General features: G+C 66.8%; 20 protein-coding genes and 1 pseudogene. 16 read left to right on the forward strand and 5 right to left on the reverse strand.

Annotated features, from left to right (window positions below; translation table 11 throughout):
- Positions 1 to 14 precede the first annotated feature (14 nt).
- Both ACM0PK_RS18455 and ACM0PK_RS18460 read left to right on the forward strand, forming a co-directional pair.
- Positions 15 to 1760: a putative porin gene (locus ACM0PK_RS18455; protein WP_414607985.1), complete on the forward strand. Its 1746-nt coding sequence runs from the start codon at positions 15 to 17 to the stop codon at positions 1758 to 1760.
- Positions 1761 to 1857: 97 nt separating this feature from the next.
- A complete protein-coding gene (locus ACM0PK_RS18460) occupies positions 1858 to 2187 on the forward strand; it encodes a hypothetical protein (RefSeq protein ID WP_005416760.1) in 330 nt (109 codons plus the stop codon).
- A 160-nt stretch (positions 2188 to 2347) separates the two neighbouring features.
- Here the strand turns inward: ACM0PK_RS18460 and ACM0PK_RS18465 are convergent, their stop codons facing one another.
- A complete protein-coding gene (locus ACM0PK_RS18465) occupies positions 2348 to 2746 on the reverse strand; it encodes an OsmC family protein (RefSeq protein WP_005416759.1) in 399 nt (132 codons plus the stop codon).
- A 321-nt stretch (positions 2747 to 3067) separates the two neighbouring features.
- Here ACM0PK_RS18465 and ACM0PK_RS18470 point away from each other — a divergent pair, with 321 nt between their 5' ends.
- From ACM0PK_RS18470 to ACM0PK_RS18515, 10 genes are all read left to right on the forward strand, one after another.
- Positions 3068 to 3571, forward strand: coding sequence for an RNA polymerase sigma factor (locus tag ACM0PK_RS18470; protein WP_414607868.1), 504 nt, complete (start codon positions 3068 to 3070; stop codon positions 3569 to 3571).
- A gap of 82 nt (positions 3572 to 3653) precedes the next feature.
- The gene (locus ACM0PK_RS18475) at positions 3654 to 4610 is read left to right on the forward strand and encodes a FecR family protein (protein ID WP_180884258.1); all 957 of its coding nucleotides are present in this window, start codon (positions 3654 to 3656) and stop codon (positions 4608 to 4610) included.
- Positions 4611 to 4792: 182 nt separating this feature from the next.
- The gene (locus ACM0PK_RS18480) at positions 4793 to 7915 is read left to right on the forward strand and encodes a TonB-dependent receptor (RefSeq protein WP_414607869.1); all 3123 of its coding nucleotides are present in this window, start codon (positions 4793 to 4795) and stop codon (positions 7913 to 7915) included.
- Between the two features lie 52 nt (positions 7916 to 7967).
- The gene (locus ACM0PK_RS18485; RefSeq protein ID WP_414607870.1) at positions 7968 to 8732 is read left to right on the forward strand and encodes a Slam-dependent surface lipoprotein; all 765 of its coding nucleotides are present in this window, start codon (positions 7968 to 7970) and stop codon (positions 8730 to 8732) included.
- A gap of 90 nt (positions 8733 to 8822) precedes the next feature.
- Positions 8823 to 10277 (forward strand): surface lipoprotein assembly modifier, encoded by a 1455-nt coding sequence (locus tag ACM0PK_RS18490; RefSeq protein WP_414607871.1) that lies wholly within the window; start codon positions 8823 to 8825, stop codon positions 10275 to 10277.
- 136 nt (positions 10278 to 10413) lie between these two features.
- Complete coding sequence (locus ACM0PK_RS18495; protein ID WP_414607885.1) at positions 10414 to 10818, forward strand: response regulator; 405 nt, start codon at positions 10414 to 10416, stop codon at positions 10816 to 10818.
- 9 nt (positions 10819 to 10827) lie between these two features.
- Entirely contained in the window at positions 10828 to 12414 is a 1587-nt protein-coding gene (locus ACM0PK_RS18500) for a sensor histidine kinase (RefSeq protein ID WP_414607872.1), read from the forward strand.
- A gap of 70 nt (positions 12415 to 12484) precedes the next feature.
- On the forward strand, positions 12485 to 12826 hold the full coding sequence (locus ACM0PK_RS18505; protein ID WP_014037381.1) for a type II toxin-antitoxin system prevent-host-death family antitoxin: 342 nt from the start codon (positions 12485 to 12487) through the stop codon (positions 12824 to 12826).
- Positions 12827 to 12829: 3 nt separating this feature from the next.
- On the forward strand, positions 12830 to 13456 hold the full coding sequence (locus tag ACM0PK_RS18510; protein ID WP_134971057.1) for an ATPase: 627 nt from the start codon (positions 12830 to 12832) through the stop codon (positions 13454 to 13456).
- 63 nt (positions 13457 to 13519) lie between these two features.
- Positions 13520 to 14134, forward strand: coding sequence for a hypothetical protein (locus ACM0PK_RS18515; RefSeq protein WP_111200940.1), 615 nt, complete (start codon positions 13520 to 13522; stop codon positions 14132 to 14134).
- 54 nt (positions 14135 to 14188) lie between these two features.
- On the opposite strand, the gene proP is transcribed toward ACM0PK_RS18515, so the two are convergent.
- The gene (gene proP, locus ACM0PK_RS18520; RefSeq protein ID WP_414607873.1) at positions 14189 to 15676 is read right to left on the reverse strand and encodes a glycine betaine/L-proline transporter ProP; all 1488 of its coding nucleotides are present in this window, start codon (positions 15674 to 15676) and stop codon (positions 14189 to 14191) included.
- A gap of 558 nt (positions 15677 to 16234) precedes the next feature.
- Here proP and ACM0PK_RS18525 point away from each other — a divergent pair.
- The gene (locus ACM0PK_RS18525) at positions 16235 to 16651 is read left to right on the forward strand and encodes a host attachment family protein (protein ID WP_134968715.1); all 417 of its coding nucleotides are present in this window, start codon (positions 16235 to 16237) and stop codon (positions 16649 to 16651) included.
- Positions 16652 to 16656: 5 nt separating this feature from the next.
- The gene (locus tag ACM0PK_RS18530; protein ID WP_180866964.1) at positions 16657 to 16980 is read left to right on the forward strand and encodes a thioredoxin family protein; all 324 of its coding nucleotides are present in this window, start codon (positions 16657 to 16659) and stop codon (positions 16978 to 16980) included.
- A 59-nt stretch (positions 16981 to 17039) separates the two neighbouring features.
- Here ACM0PK_RS18530 and ACM0PK_RS18535 read toward each other — a convergent pair whose 3' ends face one another.
- A complete protein-coding gene (locus ACM0PK_RS18535) occupies positions 17040 to 17282 on the reverse strand; it encodes a hypothetical protein (RefSeq protein ID WP_032962604.1) in 243 nt (80 codons plus the stop codon).
- Between the two features lie 462 nt (positions 17283 to 17744).
- On the opposite strand from ACM0PK_RS18535, the gene ACM0PK_RS18540 reads away from it, so the two are divergent.
- Positions 17745 to 20096: a GH92 family glycosyl hydrolase gene (locus ACM0PK_RS18540; RefSeq protein WP_414607874.1), complete on the forward strand. Its 2352-nt coding sequence runs from the start codon at positions 17745 to 17747 to the stop codon at positions 20094 to 20096.
- Positions 20097 to 20238: 142 nt separating this feature from the next.
- Here the strand turns inward: ACM0PK_RS18540 and ACM0PK_RS18545 are convergent, their stop codons facing one another.
- On the reverse strand, positions 20239 to 21612 hold the full coding sequence (locus tag ACM0PK_RS18545) for a sensor histidine kinase (protein ID WP_414607875.1): 1374 nt from the start codon (positions 21610 to 21612) through the stop codon (positions 20239 to 20241).
- Positions 21605 to 22279 carry a response regulator gene (locus ACM0PK_RS18550; RefSeq protein ID WP_414607876.1) on the reverse strand — a complete coding sequence of 225 codons (675 nt, stop codon included), beginning with the start codon at positions 22277 to 22279 and terminating at the stop codon, positions 21605 to 21607. Before ACM0PK_RS18550 ends, ACM0PK_RS18545 begins: the two co-directional genes overlap by 8 nt.
- Before the next feature lie 112 nt (positions 22280 to 22391).
- Between ACM0PK_RS18550 and ACM0PK_RS18555 the strand changes: the two are divergent.
- Positions 22392 to 22637, forward strand: a pseudogene (locus ACM0PK_RS18555) (efflux RND transporter permease subunit); the annotation flags it as partial.
- Positions 22638 to 22698: the final 61 nt, after the last annotated feature.

Raw genomic sequence — 22698 nt, forward strand, 5'->3', positions numbered from 1 at the left:
CGATGAGAACCGTGATGAACGACCACGTCCGCGCACGAACCGATTCCCGCCGCCCGCGGCCGGCCCGACGGGCGCTGCTGTGCTGCGCCGTGCTGCTCAGCCTGGCCGCCCCGGCCGGTGCGATGGCCGCCGAAACCACCATGGTCAAGCTGATCAAGGGCTTGATCGCCAGTGGTGCGCTGAAGCCCGAAGACGGCCAGGCATTGCTGGTGCAGGCGCAGGCCGAAGCAGCGGCGTTGCAGCACACCGCGGCCGCCGGGACACCGGCCGCCAGTGGTGGGGTGGCCCTGGAGCCCGGTGACGTGCGGGTGCCGTACGTACCGCAGAGCGTGCGCGACGGCATTCGTGACGAGGTGCGCCAGGAGGTGATGACGCAGGCCAGGTCCGAGGGCTGGGCGGCGCCGAACGAAGTGGCTGAGTGGACCAAGCGCATCAAGGTCACCGGTGACATGCGCGTGCGCAGCGAGTCGCGCTTCTTCTCCGAACGCAACAGCGACATCGTCAGCAACTGGTCGTCGATCAATTCCGGCAACGGCTTCGACACCAACACCAACACCAACCTGCAGCTGCCGCCGCTGCTGAACACCCGCCAGGACCGCCGTAACCTGTGGCGCATCCGTGCGCGCCTGGGCATCGAGGCAACCATCGGCCAGCACACCACGGCCGGCGTGCGCCTGGCCAGCGGCAGCAGCAATGGCCCGGTGTCGACCACCGAGCAGCTGGGCGGTGGCCTGAGCAAGAAGCACGTGTGGCTGGACCAGGCCTGGCTGGCCTACAGTCCGGCCGATTGGGTGACGGTGCGCGGCGGCCGCTTCGGCAATCCGTTCTGGACCAGCGATACGCTGTTCTCCAACGACCTGAACTTCGATGGCCTGGCCGCCAACCTGCAGTACGACTTGGACGGCGGTGACCTTGGCCTGTTCGGCAACTTCGCGGTGGTACCGCTGGAGTACACCTCCGACAGCGCGCCCAGCCAGAGCCGGGTCAAGACCCCGAACGAGAACAAGTGGCTGTCCGGTGCGCAGGTGGGCGTGAACTGGCGCTTCAACGACGACAACGCGCTGCGCGCAGCGCTGGGCTACTACGATTTCAAGAACATCAGCGGCCGCCTGTCCTCGCCGTGCGCGCTGTACGCAGGCGCGGTCGGCTGCGACACCGACTGGTCGCGCCCGGCCTTCATGCAGAAGGGCAACACCCTCATGCTGATCCGCGACATCGCACGCAACCCGCTGGATCCAGCCAACACGCCCACCCCGCAGTATGTCGGCCTGGCCTCGGCATTCCGCCTGGCCACGCTGAACCTGCGCTGGGATACGCAGCTGGCCCAGGGCATCGGCCTGCGCCTGGATGGCGACTACATCCGCAACCTGGCCTACGACAAGCAGAAGATGTTCATCCGCGCCAACAGCGGCATCGTCAACAACTACGGTGCCGGTGGCACCGCCGGCATCGATACGTTCCGCAGCGGCGATACCGCCTGGATGGTGCAGGCCACCTTCGGTGCCACCGACCTGAAGGAGAAGGGCCAGTGGCAGGCGCTGCTGGGCTACAAGCGCATCGAGGCCGATGCGCTGCCGGACGCCTACAACGACCCGAACTTCCACCTCGGAGGCACCAACGCCCGCGGCTACTACGTGGGCGGCGCCTACGCGCTGGACGCGCGCAGCTGGATCAGCGGCAAGTGGATGGCGGCCAAGGAAGTGTCCGGTGCTCCACTGTCGATCGACGTGTTCCAGCTGGAGTTCAATACCGGGTTCTGAGTGACGGCGTGATGCGGATCACGTAGTGCGTGGCGGGGGCGCAGCGATGCGCCCGTCTAGGGAAAGGAGACCACGCGCTGCACATAAGGAGGAGTGGATGAGCCGTCGCAAGCTGTTCGAAAGTTCCGAACCGTCCAGCCGATCGCTGGGCATCGGCCCGGCCTATGTCTCGGTGGAGGGGCTGCGCCAGCACCTGGCGGAGTTCCTGCTGTATGCAGGCCGGCCGGTGGTGATCATGCGCGGGCGCAGCGAAGTGGGTTACTTCCTGCCAGCGCGCTGCTGGCGCCAGCGTGACGATGATCCGCTGGCCGCCGCCGCCGCCGACCAGCTGCTGGACGCGGCCGGGTTCCAGGCCGAGGATATCCAGCAGGTGGAGCAGGAATTCAACGCGATGCGCCAGCGCACCGTACTGCATTCACGGCGCTGAGCCTTACGCGGCCGGGTTCCAGGCCGAGGATATCCAGCAGGTAGAGCAGGAATTCAACGCGATGCGCCAGCGCACCGTACTGCATTCACGGCGCTGAGCCTTTTGCAGAGCCGGGCATGGGCTTGGCTCTACAGTAGATCCACGCCATGCGTGGATGGGGTTACGCAGCACCCCCGCGCTCACTGGTGATGCGTGCACCCTCGCGCATCACCAGGGTCACCGGGGTCTTCTCCACCACCTCCAGCAACCGCTGCCACTGCGCATCACTCAGCTCGGCGCTGGCATGCAGCACGCGGTGCACGTGGAAACGTCCATCCTCGTCACGTTCCGAGCGCAGCTCGGCATGGAACTCGCCCAGATCCCAGCCCTTGCGCTGCGCATACATGCGCAGGGTGATGGCGGTACACGCCGCCAGCGAGGCCAGGTACAGGTCGAACGGCGCAAAGCCCTTGCCCTGGCCACCCAGCGAGGCAGGCTCGTCCGCATCCACATCAAAGCTGCCGTTGCTGATGTGGTGCAGATAGTTGTCGGCGGTCGAAACAATGCGTGCGTAGGCCATCACGTTCTCCATCTGTCTGTGGCGTCGAGCCACGCTCGACTGCGCCAAAAAGGGCGGCCCCAGCCAGGACCGGGGCCGCCACCCCATCACTCGGTACGATCGTACGAGAACTGGATGCCCGCGGTACCACCGGTTGCGATGAAGAGGTTCATGAAATCCGGGACCGTTGCCGAGCGGGCCCAGTCGCGCTGCAGTTCGCAGAGCACCTGCCATGCGTGGATGAACGAGCCCGCGGCTTGCCGCCTGCGGCCGCGCAGCCCACAATCCACGTCCGGACCGTCGCCATCACGCCCATCATTCCCCGGTCCGGCCTTGGCACCTATGTCTCCCAATGCCCTGGCGCTGGTCGAGCTGCTGATCCGCGAGCGCCGCGCGTTGTCCCGCTTCATCGCACGCTATCTCGACCCGGCCAGTACCGAGGACACCCTGCAGAACCTGTACCTGAAGGCCAGCAGCGTGCCCGGCGATCCGCCCATCCTGGAGCCGCGCGGCTATCTGTACCGGATGGCCTATCACCACGCGCTCAATCGCAGCCAGGCCGACGCCCGCGAACGCCGTGCCATGGCCGAGTACGCCGTCGACATGGCCGAGGCAAGCCGTGATGGCGAGGCGCAGGCGCTGGACCAGGCGCAGCTGCGCGAGATCACCCAGACCATCCTCGCCCTGCCGACCCAGGTGCGCGAGTGCTTCGTGCTCAACCGCTACCTGGGCTTGTGCGAGCGCGAAATCGCCGCGCGCCTGGGAATCTCCAAGAGCCTGGTCGGCAAGCATGTGCTGCGCGCAGCGCTGCTGATCCAACAACAGCAGCAGGGAATGCGTCGATGAGCGGCGATTACCGTGGGCAGATCGCGCCCGCCGTTGTCACAACAGGAAAGCGCACCCGTTCGTGGTGCGGCAGGCCACAATCATGACCACCTCCGAACCCTCGCCGCGTCAGGCCAGGCAGGCGTTGCGCTGGGTGATACTGCGCAGTGCAGGCCCGCTGCCGGAACGCCAGCAACGAGCCCTGCAGCGCTGGCTGCAGGCCGATCCCCGCCACGCGCGGGCCTGGCGCCAGCAGCAGGCCTTCTGGCAGCGGTTGGACGCTGCCGGGCCGGAGGTGCTGGCCGCGCTGCCCGAGCTGACCGCAGATCAGCAGGGGCTGCGCCCGATCGCACCGCGCCGCCGTCTGCCCTGGCTGCTCGCCAGTGCTGCGGCCGCAGTGCTGATGGTCGCGGCCGCACCGCACGCGTTGCTGCTGGCGCGCAGCGATGTGCGCAGCAGTGATGCGCCGCGCGTGGTGCGGCTGGACGACGGCAGCACGGCGGTTCTCGATGCCGGCACCGCACTGGCATTCACGTTCGATGGCCAGCAGCGGCGCGTGCAGCTGCTGCGCGGGCAGGCCTGGTTCCAGGTGGCGCATGAGCAGCGACCGTTCCAGGTCGAGGCCGGCGGTGGCCAGATCCGCGATATCGGTACGGCGTTCAGCGTGTCGATGCAGGGCGCCACCATTACCACCGAAGTCAGCGAGGGCGTGGTCGATGTGCGCCCGGGCGATGGCAGCGTGCAGCGCCTGCGCGCCGGGCAGGTGCGGGCGTTCCGTGACGGGCGCTGGCTGCAGCCGCTGCAACAGGCCGCGCCGGAGGCGATGGCGCCGTGGCGTCGCGGTGAGGTGGTGATCGACGGTCTGCCTGCCGCGCAGGCCATCGCCGATCTCGGCCGCTACCGGCGTGCCCCGGTCTGGGTGGTGGGCGGGCAGGGCGCACGCGTGCGGGTCAGCGGCCTGTTCCATCTGCAGCAGCCGGAAGCGGCCATCGACGCCGTGGCCGCGCAGGCGGGACTGCGGGTGCAGCGCTTGCCCGGTGGTGCGTTGCTGGTGTGGTGAAGCGCCCGCGGAGCACGCATGAACCGGCTGCATGAAAAAACATGAAAAAACCGTGGGCGGTCGTCGTACCCCGCTGTCTATAGAGGTATAGCCAGAGCGAAACCGCGTTTCTTCTCAAGCCAGACACACCACCGCGCACCGGTCGTGCCCGTGGTCCCGCCCCGCTTGAGGAGTTCCTGTCCATGCCGTCCACGGCATCCGCCTGTCATCGTCGCATTACCGTCCTGTCCTTGGCGATCTCCACCGCATTGCTGCCGTTGGCCTGGGTGCCGGTGGTGCAGGCGCAAGCGGCGGTGGCCGCACCGCTGCGCACTTACGCCATTCCGGAACAACCGTTGGCCGATGCCGTGCGCAGCTTTGGCCGCCAGGCCGATGTGCAGGTGGTCTTCCGCAGTGACCTGGTGGAGGGCGGTCGATCCAGCGCGGTGAGCGGCGAGTACAGCCAGATGCAGGCCCTGCATCAGCTGCTGCGCGGCAGTGGGGTGCGTGCGCAGCGCGGCATGGATGGTACCTGGAGCCTGCGCGCCGCAGCGGAGGCGGGGGAAGGGGACGGGGAGGGGGTGCGGGTGACCGAAACACTGGACGTGGCCGGTCGCCTGCAGTCGGAAGGGGGTGAGGCCCGCGATTGGCGCGGCTACGATGATGTGTTCGCGCTGGATCTGACCACGGCGTACTCGGGGCGCGACCGGGTGGAGCGCTATCGCGGCTCCAACCCGGCCGACGTGGTCAAGGATCTGGTCGGTGTGTTCAGCGGTGATGCGCGCAACAGCGGCGCGCTGGACATCAACATCCGCGGCATCCAGGGGCCGGGGCGGGTGCCGGTCAGCATCGACGGTGGCGAGCAGGCGCTCACGGTCTGGCGCGGCTACAACGGCGTCAGCAACCGCAACTACATCGATCCCAACCTGATCGGTGGCATCCAGGTCATCAAGGGGCCAGGGCTGGTGCGCGATGTGCACAGCGGGATCGGTGGCGCGCTGGTGATCAAGACCATCGACGTTGACGACATTGTTGCTGCCGGCGAGCGCTTCGGCGGGGAGCTGAAGATCGAAGGCAGCAGCAATGCGGTGGCACCACGCCTGCCGCAGCTGCATACCGGCGAGGATTACCGCACGGTGCCCGGGTTCCCGCAGGGCTCGCCCTCTGCACCGTATGCCGACAGCACGCTGCTGGTGCCGGTGAAGTCGCGCGGTTCTGAAGCCCATGTGTTCGCCGGGGAAGACCAGGCCTGGCGGCTGGCGCTGGGCCTGCGTGGCGAACACGTGGACCTGATGGCGGCCTATGCCTGGCGCAAGCGCGGCAACTACTTTTCCGGCACCCGGGGCGCGGCGTACTACGACCAGGATCCGCGCGAGCAGTTCGAGTACAAGGGCCTGGACTACATCACCACGCTGGCGCGCTACTTCAAGCCCGGCGACGAGGTGCCCAATACCTCCAGCGAGCAGGAATCGTGGCTGCTGAAAGCGACCTGGCAGATCAACGACGACCAGCAGCTGCGCGCGACCTGGCGGCGCACGCTCTCGCACTACGGCGAGATCATGCCCTCGCGCATCCTGTCCGCGCCCGACTACGGTCGCATCCAGTGGCCACTCAGCCGCGTCGATGCCGATGCCTGGAACCTGGAATACCACTGGCAGCCCGCCGGCAGCCGCTGGCTGGACCTGCGTGCCAACCTGTGGCGCACCGAAACCACCAGCGATACGTACACCGCTGGCGGCTTCCCCAATTTTGCCAGCAACCCCGACTGGAACCCCGGCAGCAGCCCGATCCTGCGCAATACCGCGCTGGCCAATGCCCGCAACGACCGCACCGGCCTGACCCTGAGCAACCGCTTCGCGTTGCATTCCACCCTGGACCTGACCGTGGGCGGCAACTGGCAGTTCGAGAAACTGCGCTCGGCGGACCCGTACTTCGGCGTCAGCGATGGCTGGCGCATGTATCCGCGCGCGGGGCGCCGCCAGGAAGGCGAAGGCTACCTGGTGCTGGACTGGCGGCCCGCGGATTTCCTCTCCCTGAGTGCCGGTGTGCGCTACGCGCGCTATTGGGCCTTCGATGATTTCCTGCAGGACCACCCGGAACTGATGACCACCTCGGTGCTCCCCAAGGAGGCCCGCTACCGCGTCAACGAACTGCCCGAACGCCCGGCCAGCCTGCAGGGCGAGATCGACGCCATCGAGTCGCAGCGCGCGTTCTGGGACAGCATCGGCATGGGCTTCATCGTTGATGATCTGCTGAAGGGCCTGCTGAGCAGGTATGAGACGCCGGTCGCGGTGGACCACACCATTCCGTGGCTGCCGGATGCGGACGGCAACTACAGCCGTGCCAGCAACCCCTGCCTGAATGGCCAGGTGGCGGCCATTCCCGGGCTGTTGCCGGTGCAGGGTGCGCAGATCCTGTGCAGCATCCAGAGCGGGCGGCCGCAGACGGTGTCCGGGCGCAATGAGCGCAGGCGCGACCATGCCTGGCTGCCGACCTTCTCGGCCACCGCGCATTTCTCGCCCGATGCGCGCGCCTACGTCCGCTACAGCGAGGCGGTGCGTTTCCCCAGCATGTTCGAGAGCACCATCGCGTTCTCCAGCAGCCTGAACCCGCTGTACCCGCTCAAGCCCGAGCACGCCTACAACTACGAAGTGGGCTACGTGCACAACCTGTCGGCGCTGTTCGGCAACACCGCGGATGCCGACGTGAAGTTGGCCTACTACGTGCACAAGACCCGCAACGTCATCGAGCGCGACGGCAATTTCCTGTTCGACAACCTGGACAAGCAGCGCATCCGCGGCGTGGAGCTGCAGGCCCGGTTCGACAACCACCGCTTCTTCACCGACCTGGGCATCACCCGCACGCTGGAAAACAAGGTCTGTGACGAAAGCATGGCGGTGCAGCTCGATGCACTCGCCGGCAAGGTGCCCAACTGCGTGCAGGACGGCTTCGTCAGTGGCTACCTGCTGACCCAGGCCATTCCCCGCTTGTCGGTGAACGCGTCGCTGGGCACCCGGCTGTTCGATGAGCGCCTGGAGCTGGGCAGCCGCATCGTGCATTACCAGCGCCACCAGAACCCGGACCTGCAGGCCTACCGTGACCGCCTGTACGCCGGCAGTGGTGGCCTGATCTGGCAGAACGTGCCGTTCACCTGGGGAAACATCACCACCGTCGACGCCTACGCGCGCTGGCGCATCAACGACCATGCCAGCGTCGAGCTGGTCGGCACCAACCTCGGCAACCGCTACTACGTCGACCCGGCCACGCGCTCCACGCTGCCGGCGCCAGGGCGCACGCTGAAGCTCGGTGTCACCGCGCGCTTCTGATGACCTGTTCCGTTGTTGTACCCGTAGTTCCCTCAACCCAAGGAGTAGTTCCATGAAGATGATCTCCCGTTCCGTACTGGCCGTGGCCGCCACCTTTGCCCTGGCCGGTGCTGCGCAGGCTGCCGACATCGTCGGTGCGGCCAGCCCGGCCACCGATTCGCAGCTGTACGTCAAGGTCGGCGCTTCTGAAGTCAACGGCGGCCCGCACAGCGCAGGCAAGGCCGGCATCGGTGTCGGCACCGTCTCCAACGCCAAGCCGGTCGATTTCCAGGGCCTGGCCGCATACTCGGCCCCCACCACCGTGGGCAACGTGACCGTACGTACGCTGGCCATGCCGATCACCGGTACCCCCGGCAACCATGCCGGCATGGGCCACTTCAACTTCGTCAAGGTGGGCAGTGGCGATGTGTGGTTCGGTGAATGGTCCAAGGATGGCGCCGCGGGTGGCTTCAACAACCGCCAGGTGTACTTCGCTGGCGACCGCGCGGGCACCACGTTGCCCAGCGGCACCGCCACGTACGCGGTGGCCGGCCTGAACAAGTTCAACGGCAGCAACCTGCTCAGCGGCACCTTCGCCGCGAACTTCGGTACCGGCAAGCTGACCGGCGGCCTGGCCGGTGGTGGCCAGACCCTGGCGATCAACGCCAACATCAACAGCGCCGATGCGTCCTTCGCCGGCACCGCTGTGGCCAACGGTTCGGTCACCGGCAACAGCCAGGGCCAGTTCTTCGGCGCCAACGCCGCCACCCTGGCCGGTATCGCTACGTTCGCCGGCAACAGCCAGTACGACACCGCCTTCGGCGGCAGCAAGAACTGATTGCCACGCCCTTGACGGGGCAGGGCAGGGACAAGCCGCGATCCGCCAGTCCCTGCTTCGGCCCGCTGCATGCACCGCCACGGATCGACCATGCGCCACCCCATTTTCCTTGTGTTCCTGCTGCTGGTTGCCGCCGACGTGCGCGCCCAGCAGGACGATCTGCGCCGCGTGCTCGAACAGGGCAGCGAACTGCGCCACCAGCAGCAGGACCAGCAGCGCCTGCAGCAGGCCGAATCGCAACGGCCGACGCTCACCATCGACGGCCAGACCGTGCGGGTTGAGCGCACCGTCGATGATCTCGGCCAGGCCCTCTACCTGTCATTGCAGCACCAGCAGTGGCCGGCCGCTGCGGCGTTTCTGGCCGAATACATCGAGCTTCCGGGGCACGATCCGCTGCTGCGCCACTACGCGCAGGGTGCGTTGGCCCGCGTGGCCGGTGACCATCCGCGCGCTGCACGGGAGTACGAAGCGCTGCTGGCAGCGCAGCCGGACTTCCTGCCCGCCCGCCTTGAACTGGCGCGCGTCTATGCCGAAGACCAGCGCGACCGCGAGGCGGTGGCATTGTTCGGTGCAATCAAGGCCGGTATCGACAGCAACGATCCGGCCACTACGGGTGTCCGCGCTCGCGTGGACAGCTATCTGGACGCGTTGCAGGCACGCAGGCGCTGGAAGGCGGCGGTCGCCGCCGGGCCTGCATGGAGCGACAACATCAACCGCAGTTCGGCCAGCCGCACCTGTCTGTTCGTCGTCGGCGACACCTGCCTGATCGAACGCACGCTACCCGAAGCGCAGCGCGCCACCGGCCTGGACTACGACGCCAACCTGGAACGGCGCTGGGCGTGGGCCGGCCATCATGGACTTTACGTGCGCGGTCTCGCTTTCGGTCAGGCATGGCGCGGGTACAGTGCATACAACGAGGTCAACGCCAGCGTGCAGGCCGGTTACAGCTGGCGCAGTGCACGGCACACCCTGCAGCTGGCGCCGAGCTATGACTTCCAGGCGCTGGGCAACCACGCCCTGCAGGGCGGCAGCGGCGTGCACGGCGAGTGGCAGTACGCCCTGGACGGGCGCAGCCTGCTCAAGCTGGAGGCCGACTGGAAGCGCCAGCGCTACCGGCAGCCGGGCCTGGCTGACAACTACGATGGCGAACTGGCCGCGCTGTATGCCACCTGGTTCCGCGCGCTCAATCCGCGCTGGACCCTGTTCGCGGGCATGGACCTGACCGACAGCAGCGCTGCCGACCCGGCCAACGGCTACCGCCAGCGCGGCCTGCGGCTGGGCGCGGCGCGCCAGTGGAGTGGCACCACGGCCACGGTGTTCGTGTCGTTGCGTCACCGTGACTATGATGCCTGGAGTCCGTTGCTGGAGGCGCGGAGGCAGGACGACGAACAGAACCTGATCGCCATCGTGCGCAGCGAGCGGCTGGCGGTGGGCGGGCTGGTGCCCAGCCTGGGCCTGCGCTACGCCCGTATCGACAGCAACGTCGGTTGGCTGTACAGCCATGACCGCAGCCTGCTCAGCCTGAAGTGGGAGCGTGCGTTCTGAACGCACCGCTGCAAGGCCGGAGTGAATGCGCCGCGGCTGCGATCTTCATCGATCATCACGCGCCCTTGTAGCCCGGTTCGCGCATCCTACGACCGTTGCGGCGGAGGTGGGCCGCGTGTATCGAGGAGCGCCGGTCGTGCTGGAAGCGGGCAACAAACCAGAAGGCCTGAAAGGGTTGAGAGTACTGGTGGCGGAAGATGAATTCGCCATCGCGATGTTCCTGGTGGACTACCTGGAGTTGAAGGGCGCGCAGGTGGTGGGGCCGGCCGGGGACCTGCAGGCACTCGGCCGGCTGCTGGATGACAACCCCATCGATGTGGCCGTGCTGGACATCAACCTGGGCGGTGAACAGGTGTACCCGCTGGCCGACCGGTTGGCCGAAGCGGGTACGCCGTTCATGCTGACCTCTGGCTACGATGACAACCTGCCCAGCCGCTTCGCGGATGCGCCACGCTGCACCAAGCCCTATCACATCGAGGCCCTGGTCCAGCAGCTGGCGGGACTGGTGGCGACGCCGCAGGCCCCTGCGGGCATCGCCTGATTGCGCGGCATGTCGCGCCACACCGAAGGCCTCCGGGCCGTTGAGCGCCCGGCGGGCATCCCGCCGTCGCTGCAGGCGCATGCGCGCCATGACGGCATGGCCGCCCGTATTGCCCGGCACGACTGGTCAGGCACGCCACTGGGTGCGATCGAGCAATGGCCGCCGCACCTGCGCGCCACCGTCGACCTGATGCTTGCGCACGGCTTTCCGATGATCGTGCTGTGGGGCGAGCAGCTGGTGCAGCTCTACAACGATGGCTATGCCGAGATCCTGGCTGACAAGCATCCTGGCGGACTGGGCCAGCCGACGCGCGAGTGCTGGCCCGAGGTCTGGCACATCAACGGCCCGATCTACCAGCGTGTGTGGCAGGGCGAGACCATCACCTATGAGGACAAGCTCTATCCGCTGGCGCGGCGGGGGCGCTTGGAGGATGTCTGGTTCACCATCACCTACAGCCCCATAAGTGGAGAGGACGGGTGCATCAACGGCGTGCTGGTGACCATGTTCGAAACGACGGCCGCGCACGTTGCGCAGGCGGCCCGCGAACGCGAGGAACAGAAGCGCCGTGAGAGCGACCGCCGGTTGGCGCTGGCCTTCAAGGTGCTGCCGGTGGGTGTCTGCATTGTCGATGCCGACGGCAACCTGCAACTGTCCAACGACCAGATGCGGACCTATCTTCCCACCGGCAAGGTGCCCTCCATGGATCGCCCCAACCACTACCGGTGGCAGGGTACGCATCCCGATGGTTCGCGCATCGAACCCCACGATTTCGCCATCGCCCGCGCCCTGCGGGGGGAGACGATGGTCCCAGGCCTGGAGTTCCAGTTCATCCATGACGATGGGCGCGCGCGCTGGACGCGTGTCGCCGCCGCACCGCTGCGTGATGCCGATGGCGGGGTGAGTGGCGTGTTCGCGATCGCTGTGGACATCGACGACCTCAAGCGTGCCACCGAGCGCCAATCGGTGCTGCTGGCCGAACTGCAGCATCGCGTGCGCAACATCATGACGACCATCCATGCCCTTGCCTGGCGGACCCGCGCATCGGTCGGCAGCGTGGACGAGTATGCCGAGCGCCTGTGCGCGCGGCTGATGTCACTGGCGCGCACGCAGAGCCTGTTGACCCGTGGCGCCAATGTAGGGGTCTGCCTGCGCGGCATGCTCGAGGAGGAGATCGCGGCGCAGACACCGGCCGCCGCCGCCTATCACCTGCAGGGTGAGGATGTGCTGTTGCCACCGAAGGCGGCCGAAGTACTGTCGCTGGCCATCCATGAGCTGGCCACCAATGCGTTGCGGTATGGTGCGCTGGCCCACGAGGACGGCCGGATCGATGTCTGCTGGCACCTGCAGGTGCAGGATGGGCAGCCGTGGCTGGGCCTGCACTGGTGCGAGCGCCATGCCGAGGTGGCGGGGTGGGAGATGCCACGCCAGCGTGGCCTGGGCCGGGTCCTGATCGAGCAGCGGGTGCCCTATGAACTGGCCGGCAGCGGCGAGCTGCGCTTTGCCCCGCAAGGCCTGGATGCCTGGATCCGCTTCCCGCTGCGCGAGCGCGACAGCCTGCTGCAGACCGACGCCCCGGACACCGGGCTGCCTGGGTAAAAGGGTATTTAGCTCCAATTTGGCCAAATTGGGTATAGTGGCGCTTATCCACCCCGTCTGGAGCCGTGTGATGACCCTGCCGCTGGATCTGCCTGGCCTCGAGAAGGCCCCGGCCTCATCGGTGAAGACCCGGGGCTGGCCGAGCCTGATGCGCACCGTGCGCGAGAAGCAGGCGCTGGTCATCACCAACCACAATCACCCGGAAGCGGTGATCGTGGACATCCGCACCTACCAGGAACTGCTGGCCAAGGCTGCGGGCGGTGATGCCGGTGAGCGCAACGAGGAACTGCAGCGCCTGCGCAGCGAGTTCGACCAGACCCTGGCCGGGCTGCAGCGTGGGGAAGGGCTGGGCAAGGTGCTGGGCCAGCCGATCCGGCGCGGCCGCAAGGTCACCCTCGGCCGCCCGCTCTGATCGATGGGACGCATCCTGGCGCTGGCCGGCGTCAATGGCGCCGGCAAGAGTTCGCTGCTGGGCACCTGGCTGGACGCCGAAGGGCTGAGCTGGTTCAACCCGGACTCGTTCACCCGTCGCCTGGTCGACGCCGGCTGGCCGCTGCCGGAGGCCAACGCCGAGGCATGGCAGGAAGGCACCCGCCGCCTGCGCCAGGCCATGGCTGATGGCACCGACTTCGCCTTCGAGACCACACTCGGCGGCAATACCATTCCGCGCCTGCTGCGTGAGGCCTGCGAACGGCATCAGGTGGCGATCTGGTTCTGTGGGCTGGCCGATGTCGAGCTGCACATCGCCCGTGTTTCGGCGCGGGTGGCCGCTGGCGGCCACGATATTCCGGTGGAGAGGATCCGCGCGCGTTTCGATTCCGCGCGCGCGAACCTGCTGGAGCTGCTGCCACACCTGGCCGAGCTGCACGTCTACGACAACAGCGCACCGGCCGACGCACAGGGCTGCGTGGTGCCGCTGCCGGTACTGGCCATGGCTGCAGGCGAACTGCAATACCCCATTGCGGTAGCCGACCTGCTGCACACGCCCGGCTGGGCCAAGCCCATCGTGATGCGTGCGATGGAATTGAACAGCCCGCGCTAGATCCACGCCATGCGTGGATGCCTTGGCTGTGGTTAGACTGGCCGCACCATCAAGGAGGATGACATGCACGGACCCGCGATATTCCGCTCCACTTCGATCTTCCTGGCGCTTGCTGCGCTGGCGCTGTCCAGCTTGACGGCGGTGGCTGCGCCCGGATCCAAGCGGGTGGTTGCGCCACCCAGCCTGGTGCAGGCCTATCGGGCCGCCGAAGCGAACCTGCGGCTGATTCCCGGCGACGACATTGAATCCGAGTTCCGTCCGGTGTGGACCGCTGTTGCCGATCTCGATGGCGATGGCCGTGCCGAGGTCGTGTATTTCTACACGTCCACCTACACCGGCGGCAGCTTCGCGCAGAGCAATGTGGTGGCGGTGATGACGGCGCTGACAGCGAACGATCCGCGTGGCCAGGAGAACCCGAAGAGCCTGTCGCCGGTGGAGGCAGAGGACTATGCCGCCATCCGCAGGTATGGCTATGGCGACGACGCGGTCGAACAGATTCCAGGCGCCATCCATGCCATCCGCATCCAGGGTGATCGCATCATTGTCGATTTCACCGTCAGTGCCGGGGCGACGGTCTGCGAATGGAAGAGCCCAAATCGCCACGTCTGTCCGCCGGACGGGAACTACACCTGGACGCTGCGTTGGACGCCGGGAAAGCTGGCGCGCATCAAGACGTAGCGCCAGTGGCGCCGCAGATCCACGCCATGCGTGGATCGCGTTTTGCACCCGATCTCAGGCAGGCTTCACCTGCTCGGTCTCGGCAACATCCGGCAGCGGCGGCAGGGTCGGGTCCACGGTCACCGGTGCATCGCTCATCAGCAGCGCAGCGGCTTCCTTCCTGCAGCCGACCGCCGGCGGTGAGCCGCGCAGCGGCAGGCCGGCGGTTTCCTTCACGAACAGCATGGTCAGCAGCCCGATCACCGCCGCGCCCATCAGGTAATAGGCCGGCACCAGCGGGTCGCCGGTGCGTTCCACCAGCCACGCGGTCACCAGCGGCGTGGTGCCGCCGAACAGCGACACCGACACATTGAAGGCGATCGACAGCGCGCTGTAGCGCACCGGTGTGTAGAACAGCGCCGGCAGCGTGGACGGCATCGAACTGGTGAAGCACACCAGCGCCAGGCCCAGCAGCATCAGGCCGAGGAAGATCAGCCCGTCATGGCCGCTGCCGACCAGCAGCAGGCACGGAATGGCCAGCACCAGCAGCGCGATGCAGGCACCGATGATCATCGGGCGGCGGCCCAGCCGGTCACTGAACAACCCGCCGACGATGTTCAACGGCATCATCACCAGCATCACGATGATGATCAGCAGCAGGCCCTTGCTCTCGGCGTAGCCCATGGTGACGCTGAGGTAGCTGGGCATGTAGGTCAACAGCATGTAATCGGTGACGTTGAACACCAGCACCAGGCCCATGCACACCAGCAGCTGGCGGCCATGCACCTTGAACAGCGCGCGCAGCCCCGGCCGGTCGTGTTCGCGCTTCTCGGCTTCCTCGGCGAAGGCGCGGAACGCCGGGGTTTCCTCCAGCTTCATGCGCATGTACAGGCCGAGCAGGCCCAGAGGGCCGGCCACCAGGAACGGAATGCGCCAGCCCCAGTCCAGCATCTGCTCGCTGCTCAACAGCATGTGCAGCGCGGTCACGGTACCGGCGCCGGCGATGTAGCCGCCCAGCGTGCCGAACTCCAGCCAGCTGCCCATCAGGCCGCGGTTGCGGTCGGTGGAATACTCGGCGATGAAGGTCGCCGCGCCCCCATATTCGCCGCCGGTGGAGAAACCCTGCACCACGCGCGCCAGCAGCAACAGCACCGGCGCCCAGATGCCGATGCGCTCGTAGGCGGGAATCAGGCCGATGGCAAACGTGCCCAGCGCCATCAGGATCATGGTGAACGCCAGCACTTTCTGGCGACCGTAGCGATCACCCAGCGGCCCAAACACCAGGCCGCCCAGCGGCCGTACCAGGAACGCCACGGTGAAAGTGGCGAACGCGGCGATCACCTGCGCGGTGGGATTGCTGGAGGGGAAGAAGACTTGGCCGATGGTGACCGCCAGATAGCCGTAGACACCGAAATCGAACCATTCCATCGCGTTGCCCAGTGCAGCGGCGCCAACGGCGCGCTTGAGCATGGGCTTGTCGACGACGGTGATCTCATCGACCTTCAGGTGGCGGCGGCGCTTGAACCAGCCAAAGTGGGCGTGTGCATCGGGGGTGTCCTGCATGGGGACTCCTTGTTGAGTAAATACGGTGCGGAATAGACGGTGTGGTGTGTCCCGAGAAACGGAAACGGCGATGCAGGCGCAGGTGGCGCAGGGGGCATCGGGGCTGGGGGAATGTGCGCACGCACGACGCCACGCGCACGAAATCGCACCGCAGTAACGGTGGACATGCGGAAACACACCGCTGCAGCCGCGCAATCAGCGGCCAGCGGTCACGTCAGCGTGGGAATGCAGGCAGAGCGCCTGCGGGCGTCATCCGCCGGGATCCAGCGCGAGGCGATGGAAGGGCAGGGCGGGAGCCATCGTGGCAAGCGAAGCGCCGGTCGGCAGTGCTTCCCACGTAACAGGTGCGCCCGTCACGTAGTGGGTCGTGTCGATCATCGGTTCATGATAACGGCATCGGTGTGAGCATGCGGAGAAGCGGGCTGATCTGCACGCTGTGTTCCATTGCGCCTGTTCATCCGCAATGCATGCGATGACACGCGTTGAACGAACCTTGGCCGCAGCCCTCACGCAGTGCTGTCTACGGTAGTGCCGAACGCAATCGAGAAGGAGCATCGCATGACCCGTCGCATTCCCGAAGGCACCCTGATCGTCGTTGCCGATGGTGGTTCGGCCCGCGTGTTCACCAACGTGGGCAGCGAACATCAGCTTGCGTTGAAGCAGGAAGGTGAGCTGCGCCTGCAGGACATCAGCGAGCAGGGTATCTCAGGTCAGGGGCCGGCCGGTGCGGTGCCGAAGGACATGTCCATTTCCCAGCTCAACGAGGCGACGTTCGCCAAGCAGGTGGCTGAGCAGCTCAACGAAGATGCCTTGAATAATCGCTATGCACACCTGGTACTGGTGGCAGACCCGACCACGCTGGGCCGTATCCGCCCGCTGCTGCACAAGGAGGTCCAGGCGCGCCTGCTGGGCGATATTGCCAAGGACCTGACCAATTCACCGGTGGAGGACATCCAGAAGGCCTTGGCGGGGTAACGACCATGCCGTTCATGCGTGACTACCCGGCGGCGGAGCCCGCCGACGCGGACGTGGAAGCTCAGGCGGGCTGGCTGCTGCTCGAGTTCGGTGCACCCTGGTGTGGCCATTGCCAGACCGCGCAGCCCACACTCCAGGCGTTTGTGGACGCCCATGATCTGGTGCATTGGAAGATCGAAGATGGCAAGGGAAAGCCACTGGGGCGTGCCTTCACGGTAAAACTGTGGCCCACCGTGGTGCTGCTGCATGACGGCCAGGAAGTGGCGCGGGTGGTGAGGCCGGTCGAAAGCTCCGACCTCGCTACGTTGCAGGGCGCATTGCCGGGTTGACGGCAGCAGTCGCTGCCTGCGGCCCGAACCGCGCCGAGCAGGCTTGGCTGCATTGCGGTCTAGTGATAGGTCACCTTTTCCGCTTCCGCGCGCAACTTCTGCAGCAGGCAACGCCCATGCTGGCTCAGCATGACCATCGCATTGGCGATCTCTTTGGCGTTGTAGCCCATCGGTGCGGGTGGCTTCGGCTCGGGGCCGTACTGCTCGCCGATGAGGATGGCCATGCCTTCGGCACTGTTGAGGGCGTGTTCGATGCGCTGGAACAGCGATTCCATGGCCGGGCTGAGCGGACGTTGGGTCATGCGGGAACTCCTTGGGAAGCGAAGGCCACCGCAAGGGTGGCGGGCGATGCGAGGTTGGAACTTCGGCTGAGCTACGAGAAAAGCCGGAGGGCCATGCGGCCGCCGCGCATCGCCCGCCGTAGTCACGGCAAGCAGATCTCGTAGCTCATTGCGGGGTTCCAATCCCGGCAGCGGCGTTTGCGCTGCGGTGCCATCCTGGGCAGATCGAGGCGCTGCATACCAATTGATGGTTCGTCTCGCTTTCTCCCGTTTCGAAGGCGCGGTCTTTCAGAAGTGCATGTGTGGACATCCATTGGCGTATCGGCACCGATCGGGAGGCGGGAGACCGCAAGGCTATGAGGCGACTCGTCGTCCGGCCATGCAATTACGTGCAAATCATCGTGCCGGTTCCGGCGGCCGCACTGCAGCATGCGACAAGACAGGCCCGGTGCTAGGATCCGTCTACCACCTGAATCGATCCAAATGCCGATGCCCACGCTGGACCGTCGCCTCCTGATCGCCTTCGCTGCCACCGCCATGCTTGTCACCGGTACCGCCTTGGCGGCCCCGTCGAAATCCGCCGCCGAACGCGCCTATGCCTCGGTCGACCCGTTCATCGGCACCGGTGGCGAAGGCCACACCTACCCGGGGGCCACAGTGCCGTTCGGCATGGTCCAGCTCAGCCCGGACACGCGCATCCAGCCGCGCGAAAAGGCCTATGGCTGGGCCGCAGGCTACCGCTACGACGACAGCAGCATCGTCGGCTTCTCGCATACGCACTTCTCCGGCACCGGTCATTCGGACCTGGGCGACATCCTGTTGATGCCGTTCACCGGCACTCCCGGGCTGGAGCGCGGCGATCCGGAGAAGCCGCGCAGCGGCTATGCATCGCGCTTCCGTCATGACGATGAAAAGGCCGAGCCGGGCTACTACGCGGTCACCCTGGATGACTACAAGGTACGCGCCGAACTGACCACCAGTACCCGCGTGGGCGTGCACCGCTATGCCTTCCCCAAGGGCACCGACGCCAAGGTGCTGCTGGACATGCGTACCAGCATGTATGACTACCCGGGCAAGGTGCTGTGGTCGCGGGTACGGGTGCGCGCCGACGGTACGGTGACCGGCTTCCGCGAGACGCGCGGCTGGGCGCCGGGCCGCCAGCTGTATTTCGCGATGCGTTTCTCGCGCCCGCTGGCCGGGCACGAGCTGCACAGCACCGAGCAGGACATCGTCTACAAGGGCTTCCCGCCGCCGGGTGAGAAGGATCCCGCGCAGCGCGCCCAGATCGAAGGCCGACAGCTGGTCGGTACGTTCGCATTCGGCAAGCTGGATGCACCGCTGGTGGTGAAGGTGGCGATCTCGCCGGTCAGTGAAGCCGGCGCCATCGCCAACCTCGACGCCGAAGTGGCCGACTTCGATTTCGACCGCGTGCGTGCGCAGGCAAAGCAGGAGTGGACGCAGGCGCTGTCGGTACTCGATATCGACGCCCCCGAGCATGCGCGGCGCAGTGCCTATACCGCGCTGTACCACACCCTGCTGGGGCCGACGCTGTTCATGGATGCCGATGGCCAGTACCGCGGGCCGGACAATGCCGTGCACAAGGCCGAGGGCTACGCGAACTATTCCACGTTCTCGCTGTGGGACACCTACCGTGCGCTGCACCCGTTGCTGACGCTGGTGCAGCCGGAGAAGCGCAACAGCGACTTCGTCAATTCCATGCTTGCCCACCATGAGCACAGCCCATACGGCATGCTGCCGGTATGGTCGTTCCATGGCCTGGAAGACTGGTGCATGATCGGCTACCACGCCGTGCCGGTGATCGCCGATGCCTACGTGAAGGGCATTCGTGGCTTCGACGCCGACAAGGCGCTGAAGGCGATGGTCGAGACCGCCAATTACGGTCCCTATGACGGCATCGCGCAGTACCGCGAGCTGGGCTACGTGCCGATCGACGAGGAGGGCGAAGCAGCCAGCAAGACGCTGGAATACGCCTTCGACGACTGGACCATCGCACGCATGGCGCAGGCCATGGGCAAGGCCGATATCGCGGCGACCTTCGACAAGCGCGCAGGCAACTGGCGCAATGCCTTCGACAAGGACACCGGCTTCATGCGCGCACGCAAGCGCGATGGCAGTTTCCGCACGCCCTTCGACCCCAGCGCCAGCGGCTACGGCACCGACTACACCGAAGGCAATGCCTGGCAGTATTCGTGGTACGTGCCGCAGGACGTCGCCGGGTTGGCGGCCGCGCACGGTGGCAGCGACAAGCTGCTCGCGCGCCTGGACGAGGTGTTCAACGCCAAGGTGGATCCATCGATCTTCGAGCACATGGAAGACATCACCGGCCTGATCGGCTGGTATGCGCACGGCAACGAGCCCAGCCACCACGTGGCCTACCTGTATTCGTATGCCGGCCAGCCGTGGCGCACGCAGGCGCGCCTGAAGCAGATCATGGATACCCAGTATGCCGACCGCCCCGATGGCCTGGCCGGCAATGATGACGTCGGCCAGATGTCGGCGTGGTATGTGTTCACCGCGCTGGGCTTCTACCCGGTTGCACCGGGTTCGGGCGAGTACATTCTTGGCCGTCCGTTCCTGCCGAAGACCGCGATGCGCCTGCCCAACGGCAAGACGTTCACCATCGTGGCCGAGGGGCTGGATGACGCGCACACGTACGTGGGCAGCGTGACGTTGAACGGCAAGCCGCTGCAGCGTACCTTCCTGCGCCACGACGAGATCCTGGCCGGTGGCGAACTGCGCTTCAGCATGCAGGCCGAGCCGAACAAGGGCTGGCCGGGGCAGGGCGCGCAGGCGCCGTATTCGATGAGCCGATGACGCGCACCCGGTAGGTGCCAACTTGGTTGGCACGCTTCACGGGTGACCAGGAACCTGTAGAGCCGAGCCCACGCTCGGCTCAGGCATCGTGCCAGGAGCAGCCGAGCATGGGCTCGGCTCTACAAGGGCAACTCAACAAAGCTCAGCGAAACCGCACCCCCACCCGCGCGCCACCGAGCGGCGCCGTTTCGATCTTCAACATCGCACCATGCCGCTGCGCGATCTCGGCCACGATCGCCAGGCCAAGCCCGCAGCCGTCGCCCTCGCTGCTGGCCCGGTAGAAGCGTTCTGTGACGCGCGCGCGCTCGGCTTCGGCGATGCCGGTGCCGTCATCGTCCACCCATACCCGCACGCCGTCGGTTCCCTGCCGAAGGCCGAGGGTGATGACTCCGGGCGTGGCGCCGTAGCGCAGCGCGTTGTCCAGCAGGTTACCCAGCGCCTCGCGCAGCAACTGCGGATCACCCTGTACCTGCACGCCGTCGTCGGGTCCGTCGTAACCCAGGTCCACGCCCGCAGCCAACGCACGATCGGTGTAACGCTCGACCACGCCACGCGCCAGCGTGGCCAGGTCGAGCGGCTGCAGCGGCAGCGCGCTGCCATGGGGATCTTCGGAACGGCTGAGCATCAGCAGCTGATTGACCAGGTGCTGCAGCCGCGCCAGCCCGGCCAGCGTGCCCGACAGCGCCAGCTGCTGCGCCTGTGGATCATGCTGGCGCAGTGAACTTTCCAGTTCCACGTGCATTGCCGCCAAGGGGGTGCGCAGCTGGTGTGCGGCATTGCTGACGAAGCGCCGTTGCGCGGCCTGCATCGCATCCAACCGGTGCAGCAGCGCGTTATAGGCTTCTACCGCCGGCCACAGTTCGCGTGGCGCTTCCTTCGCGGGCTCCAGGGGTGCCAGCGGGTCCGGCCGCGGACTGGCCAGCTTCCGCGCGACCAGGTTGGCATGGCGTGCGGCAGCGCCGGTCCCGGACCAGGCCAGCCAGGCCGCGAGGGCGAGGATCGCGGCCTGGAACGGAATGCTGGTCAGCAGCAGCTTGCGCTCCAGCCGGTGGCGCTTGCGCAGCGTCTCGGCCACGCGCAGCCGGATATCGTGGCCGGGCCCGGCGCCGACCACGACTTCGACCATGCGCACCGGCTGCCCGCGTAGGCGCGCATCGTAATAAACCGCGTCGTCGCTTGAAGCGGCGGTGGTCGGGCGGGGCAGGGCTTCGGCCAGGTCGCCATACAAGCGTGCACCCGCAGCATCGACCACTTCGCCATGCACTTCGTCGGCGGTGTCCCAGCTGAACATACGTGACACCGCGGGCGTGATCTCGATCGAGGCATGACCCTCCTGCACCGTCACCAGCTCGGACAGCGACATCGCCGAGTCCAGCAGCCAGCGGTCATAGACCTGGCCGGCGTAGAAACGGGCCAGCGCGAAGGAACCTACCGCGCTGCACAGCAGCAGCACCAGCAGCGGCAGCCACAGGCGGCGCAGCAGCAGGCTACGCAGGCTGTGCACGCGCTCAGTCACCCACGGCCTCCAAGCGGTATCCAAGCCCACGCAGCATGCGGATGCCGACGCCGGCACGCGCCTGTTCCAGCTTGCGGCGCAGGCGGCTGACATGCACTTCGATCACCGACAGGCTGGCCTCGTGGTCCCAGCTGTACAGCGCGTCGAACAGGCGCTGCTTGGCGACGGTGCGGCCGGGATGCTTCATCAGTGCCTCGACCAGCGACAGCTCACGCGCGGTCAGTTCGATGCGCTGGCCGTCCACCTGCACTTCATTGCGGATGCTGTCGAAGCACAGGCGACCCAATCGCTTCTGCGCAGGCGCGTCGCTGCGGCGACGTGACAGCGCACGCAGGCGCGCTTCCAGCTCACCCAGTGCGAATGGCTTGGCCAGGTAATCATCGCCACCCCGGTCGAGGCCGAGAATGCGGTCCTCCACGCCATCGCGTGCCGTCAGGATCAGCACCGGCAGGGTCACACCGTCGTTGCGCAGGCGCGAGAGCAGGTCGAGGCCATCGACGTCGGGCAATGAAAGGTCGAGCACCATTACGTCATACGGTGCACTGGCCAGTGCGGCGGGTGCATGCAGTCCGCGCGAGAGGTGGTCGCACAGATGACCCGCGCCCTGCAGGGCACGGATCAGGCCATCGGCCAGGGCGGCGTTGTCTTCGATCAGCAGGATTCGCATTGCAGGCTTCGTGCAAGGTTGGGGCAAGATTGACGCAAGTGCGTCACCTTACCGTGACGCGCATGAATTTCTCCCCTTGCCCTGTGGCCGTGTTGGCCGCCCTCCTGTGCGCATGGATCTGCTGCCGTCGGTGGTGCAGGGCTCACTGCAGCGCCTGCGCACGGTGCTGATGACCGAACTGTTGGCGATGTTCGGCTTGCTGCTGATGGCCACCTCGCACGCGATCGGTGCCGAAACCCAGAAGCCGCTGGCGGTGGTGGTGATCGGCGGCATGCTGTCGGCGATGCTGCTGACCCTGCTGGTGTTACCCACGCCGTACTACTGGGTGCATCACCGCCGTGAGGCGCGTATCGCCTGACCCTGCTGTAGAGCCGAGCCCACGCTCGGCTGCTTCCGGCCTTTGCGCGAAGAGCAGCCGA

This window comes from Stenotrophomonas sp. FR010 (assembly GCF_047520755.2).
Classification (GTDB): domain Bacteria; phylum Pseudomonadota; class Gammaproteobacteria; order Xanthomonadales; family Xanthomonadaceae; genus Stenotrophomonas; species Stenotrophomonas sepilia.